Genomic DNA, 4,920 nt, shown 5'->3' on the forward strand with positions numbered 1-4,920 from the left:
GCGAACCACCCCGCCCGCCCACCACGGGCCCCGTGCCCGCGTCCCGGGGGCGAACACCCTCGGCACGCCGGTCGCCGCCGGCACGCCGCTCACGACTTCGTGACTCAACTCGGAGTCCCTTTCACCTGGCTCGTCATCGGCACGCGGAAACCCGGGGGCTTCCCGTTCCGGAGAGCGCGCTCGCCCTCGACAACCAGCCAAGCGTCCGGGGTGCCCGAACGTTGAGGCCGTCTTCGTTTCGTTGCACAGCGACACGGGGTCGTCACATACCTCACAACCGACCCGGGCCGCGCCCGGGCGCCGGGGAGCGCGCGCGGGCGCGGGCGTCCCCCGGGTGAGACGGCCGGCGGTCCCGACCTCACAACCGGACGCGGTACTCCCGCCGGTGCAGGGGCCCGCGACACCCGGGTTGCTCGGTCACGGGTCACCCCATCCGTGTGCGGTACCGAAGGCGGCTGCCCCGGACCATGGTCATGACGCCGACCTCGAAGGGACGACCGTCGGCGGCGCGGCTGACCCGGGTCAGGAGCATCACGGGCTCCCCCTCCCCCAGCGCCAGGGCTTCACGAACGGCCGGCTCGGGAAGGTCCACGGCGACCGTTTCCTCCACCTCGTGGGGACGGAAACCGAGGTCGGCCAACAGGGTCACCGCCCCGCCCGGAATCCTGCGGGGCTCGGCCAGGGCGGTGCCGGCCGCGATGTCGGCCGGGTAATGGGATGCGGTGAGTTCGACCGGTCGACCGTCGAGGTACATGACCCGACGTCGCACCACGACCTCGGCGTCCGGAGCGAGCCCCAACAGGCCGGCGACCGCCTCGGGGGCACGGATCCTTCGCACCTCCACCAGCCGCTGCGTCCCCCGTCCACCCCGGGCCGCCGCCTCCTCCGCCCACGCGTCGCCCCCACCGGGGCGGGGGGTGAGGTAGACGGTCGAATCCGTTTCCCACAGCTCGTTCGTCATGCCCGTTACCTTCCCCGTTCCTCCGGGCGTGAGGTGTGGCCGAGGATGAGTTCGGCCAGGCGGGGGAGGACGGCACCGGGGAGGGCGTGACCCATGCCGGGGATGGTCACCGGGCGGGCGTTGCCCAGCGCCCCGGCCAGGGCGTGCGCCCGGGCACTGCCGGCGAGGGGATCGTTCGGGGCGTCGATGACCAGGGCCGGGACGGTGACGGCGGCCAGTTCCGGGCCCCGGTCCAGGCCGTCCGTGGCGGCGGCGGCATGGGCGGTGGGTCCCCGGTGCCGGCCGGAGTGGGCGATGATCCGCTCCTCCAATCGCCGGAACTCCTCCGGGTCGAAGGGGATGCCGGTGCCGTCGCCGGGGTCGTTGTGCAGCAACTCCCAGTGCCGGACGCGCCAGTCGATCTCGGCCTCGCGATCCCGGGCCGCGCCCATCTCCTCCCACAGGGCGAGGAACCCGGGCGGGAACCCGGGGGCCTCGAAGGGGATGCCGCCCAGCGGCGTGGTGCCGATGAACGTGGCGGTGAGCACGCGGTCCGGGTGGTCCAGGAGCAGCAGTTGGGTGAGCATCCCGCCCATGGACATCCCGACCACGTGCGCCCGGTCCACCTCCAGCGCGTCGAGGACGGCGACGGCGTCACCGGCGAGGTCGGTGATGGCGTAGGGCCGCTCCCCGAAGATCTCCGTGGAGCGGCCGGTGTCCCGGTGGTCGTAGCGGATCACCCGGTGGTGCCGGCCCAGTGCCTCGACGAAGGGCTCGGGCCAGGCGAGACCGGAGGCGTTGGCCCCCATGATCAACAGGAGCGGCGGAGCGGTTCGATCGCCGCTCTCCTCGGCCCACAGGCGGATGTCGGGAGCGATGTCGATCATGCGTTCCATGGTTTCCACCATGACGCGCCGCGTCCATCCGCGTCCACCGCGTTTCCGGGCGGCCCGGGTCGCGGAGCGGGCGCGGGAACGGGAGGCGGGCCTCGTCGGGGGGGCCTGCATGCCCGGCTTTCCGGAGGTGTTCCCGACCTCCTCCGCCGAGTACTTCGGCGGCACTCCCCGGAGGGCGGTGCCACGGTCGGACGCCCGGTCCCCGACCCCCACGACAACCGCCCCGCCCTCGGAGTCGGCGAAGCAGACGGCGGTCTCGGCCGGAAGCTCGTGGAACCTCTTCCGGGCGTTCTTTCCCGGGTCACCGGCGGTGTCGGGGGTCTCCTTGAAATCGAGCAGGCCGTGCTCACACTCGTCGGCATCCCAGTGATCACCGATCATCGCCGGGACCGCGTCCACCACGGCGCATCGTTGGGACCCGCCCCGGGAAGCCGCCGCTCCACGGGAGCACCTCTTCGAGGACCGGGCCGGGGCACCCCTCGCGTGCCCCGTCAAGCGGTGATCGCAGGCGGGAGAGGGACCGGGGAGGGGGCCGGAACGGGGACGGCCCCGGACCGGATGCGCAGGTCAGGGGCCGTGTGGGGCGGAGGCTGTGGGATTTGAACCCACGGTGAGGGGTTACCTCACGACGGTTTTCAAGACCTTTCGCGGAAGATCGTCGCTTCCCTCGTCTCCGCAGGTCAGGGGCTCGGGGGCGGGACACCGTCCCTCCGGGGATCGTCGTCGTGCCCCTCCTGTGCCCTTCGGGGTGCGTCGTGCCCCTCGAGCCAGGAGTCGGAGGCCGCCGCCACCTCGGCATCCCGCCCCGCGATCGGCCGCGCGTAGTGGCGGGTGGTCACGCTGGCATTGGAGTGGCCAAGGCGATGGGCAGCCGTCATCACCCCGTATCGGTCGGCGACCCAGCTTCCGTGAGAGGCACGAAGGTCGTGAGGAGTCACGTCCTTGAGCCCGGCCGCCGAAACCGCGGGGTCGAAGTGCGCCTTGCGCCACTGGTTGTAGCGCAGGGGACGACCGAAGCGGTTGGTGAACAACAGCGTCTCATCCCCCTCGGGCAAGCCGTCGAGATGAGCGACCAGCCGTCTTACCAGGGAGGGAGCCAGCGTCACGGCACGCTTCTGATGTGATTTGGGGGTGTCGAAGACGAGCACCCCATTCGCTTCGGCCAGGTTCTCGTCAATGAGCACCAGGCCGCCGGGAACGTTGATGTCCCCACGTCGAAGCGCGAACGCCTCCCCCACCCGCAGACCGGCGAAGGCGAGAAGCGCGATCAGCACGTCATGGGGCGGGGCCGCGTGGCGGACGATGCCGGAAGCCTCTTCCGGGGTCAGGATGTGCGGCTCGGTCTGGGGCATCCGGGGAAGGCGCACACCCCGACACGGCGAGGCTGTGATCATGCCGTTATCCACCGCCGAGGCCATCATCTGTGAGAGCACCCGGTACGCCTGACGGATACGGGACGCGCTCAGCCCGGCCGTCTTCATCTGTGCCACCCATTCGGCCACCGTGATGGGACGCAGAGCGGAGAGTTCCCGAGCGCCCAAGGCGGGATTGATCCTCGATCGGATCAGCGATCGGTAGGAGGCTTGAGTCTTGGCCTTGAGTTGGGGGGCCACGGAAGCCAGCCAGCGGGCTCCCCAGTCCTCCACCGTGGCCTTCCCCTGCTGCGGGTCGATCCAGCGCCCTTCCTCGATCTCAACCCGCTTGCGGGCCAACCAGAGGTCCGCGTCGGCCACCGTGGCGAACGTCCTGTCGGCCGGGCGAAGCACCCCGTCGGGTCCGGGGCACCGCACCTGATACCGCCCCGAGGGAAGCTTCCGGATCCGTCCGAAGCCACGACGCCGCTTGCGCTTGGGAGGCATCAGACCACCGCCCGCAGCCGGTGCCGGGGCCGCTCGACCGGCATGACGGTGTGTTCCCGGATGAAGTCCTTCACGGCCCGCTCGGGAATGCGGACGTGCCGACCGACCTTGACGAACTCGATCCGACGTTCCTCGATCAACCGGCGCGGGAACCGCACCGAGGTCGCCAGCAGTTCGGCCACCTGGTCAACGGTGAGGTAGCGGTCGCTCATCGGGAGGACTCTCCTTTCGGGGCCGGTGTGAGGGAGTCGGCGAGCCATTCCTCACCGGGGGTGAGGCCGGTTCCTGCGTAGATCCAGTGGCCGAGGACGAGGGTGGTTTTCTCACTCGGTTCGGGTGCAGGGCCGGTGTCGGTGGGGGCGTCGCCGCGTGCGAGGGCGGCTTGGAGTCGGCGCCATTCGGCCCGGGCGGTGCGCAGCGCCCCGAGGGTGGTGGAGTAGGCGCGGGACTTGGTGGAGAAGTGGCCCCGGAAGCCGAGCATGTGGGCCCAGGTCCGTAGCCGGAGGTCTTCCAGTTCCTTGCGGGCGCCGAGGGTCCAGGCGGTGCGGATCAGGCGTCGGGCATGGTCGGGGAGGTCCAGGCCCACCAGTTCGGCGAGGAACCGCAAGGGGCGGTCGAGGGTGCCGGTGGCCGCTTCGGCGCCCTTGGTCGCGTACTTGGCGATGTAACCCGCCACGGCCTGTTCGCTCAGGTCGGTGCCGGCGTGGAGGTCGGGGCCGTGTATGGGGCGGATGTCGAGTTGTCGGCCGAAGGCGAAGGTGTGCGCGCGGCCGTCCAGGACGGGGCCGGGGATGCTCGACCGGGTGACGGCGGCCCCGATCGCGTCGGTCAGCAGCTCGACCGTGGCCCAGGCCGGGGGCGGGGTGTGGCCGCCGCCGGGGCCGTCGAGGCGGATGACGGCGTGGAAGTGGACCGCGCCGCGTCGTTGGTACTCGGCGACCTTGGCGAAGGAGATGCGGGCGTGCTCGGCGAGGGCGCGTTGGGGCAGTCCGGCGCGGTGGGCGATCTCGCGGCGCAGGTGGATGGTGAAGCGTCGCCACAGGGCTCCGGCGTGCGCGTTCCACAGCACGGCCGCTTCGTAGTCGTAGCAGTCGGGGTCGATGGGTGTGCCGAGGGCCGGGTCGTCGGGGGCGTGGCGCAGGCCGCAGCGGCACGGGCGGACGGGTCGGCCGGGCCGGTTGTGGACGGCGCCGAAGCCGGGGGCGGTGAGGGTGGCGAAGACGCG

General features: G+C 71.7%; 5 protein-coding genes and 1 tRNA gene. All 6 read right to left on the minus strand.

Annotated elements, in window-relative coordinates; genetic code table 11:
* Window positions 1–424: 424 nt before the first annotated feature.
* On the minus strand, window positions 425–961 hold the full coding sequence (locus FOE67_RS16450; RefSeq protein ID WP_182665002.1) for a GntR family transcriptional regulator: 537 nt from the start codon (window positions 959–961) through the stop codon (window positions 425–427).
* A 5-nt stretch (window positions 962–966) separates the two neighbouring features.
* Window positions 967–2,235 (minus strand): alpha/beta fold hydrolase, encoded by a 1,269-nt coding sequence (locus FOE67_RS16455; RefSeq protein WP_323384973.1) that lies wholly within the window; start codon window positions 2,233–2,235, stop codon window positions 967–969.
* A 180-nt stretch (window positions 2,236–2,415) separates the two neighbouring features.
* Window positions 2,416–2,513 (minus strand) — tRNA-OTHER (locus tag FOE67_RS16460).
* Window positions 2,514–2,516: 3 nt separating this feature from the next.
* Entirely contained in the window at window positions 2,517–3,695 is a 1,179-nt protein-coding gene (locus tag FOE67_RS16465; RefSeq protein WP_182665005.1) for a tyrosine-type recombinase/integrase, read from the minus strand.
* Window positions 3,695–3,907: an excisionase family DNA-binding protein gene (locus FOE67_RS16470; protein WP_182665007.1), complete on the minus strand. Its 213-nt coding sequence runs from the start codon at window positions 3,905–3,907 to the stop codon at window positions 3,695–3,697. Before FOE67_RS16470 ends, FOE67_RS16465 begins: the two co-directional genes overlap by 1 nt.
* Window positions 3,904–4,920 (minus strand): replication initiator (locus tag FOE67_RS16475; RefSeq protein WP_182665009.1); only part of this gene is annotated, 1,017 nt, incomplete at its 5' end. The genes FOE67_RS16475 and FOE67_RS16470, both read right to left, overlap by 4 nt.

The sequence above is a fragment of the Streptomyces calidiresistens genome (assembly GCF_014141525.1).
Lineage (GTDB): Bacteria > Actinomycetota > Actinomycetes > Streptomycetales > Streptomycetaceae > Streptomyces > Streptomyces calidiresistens.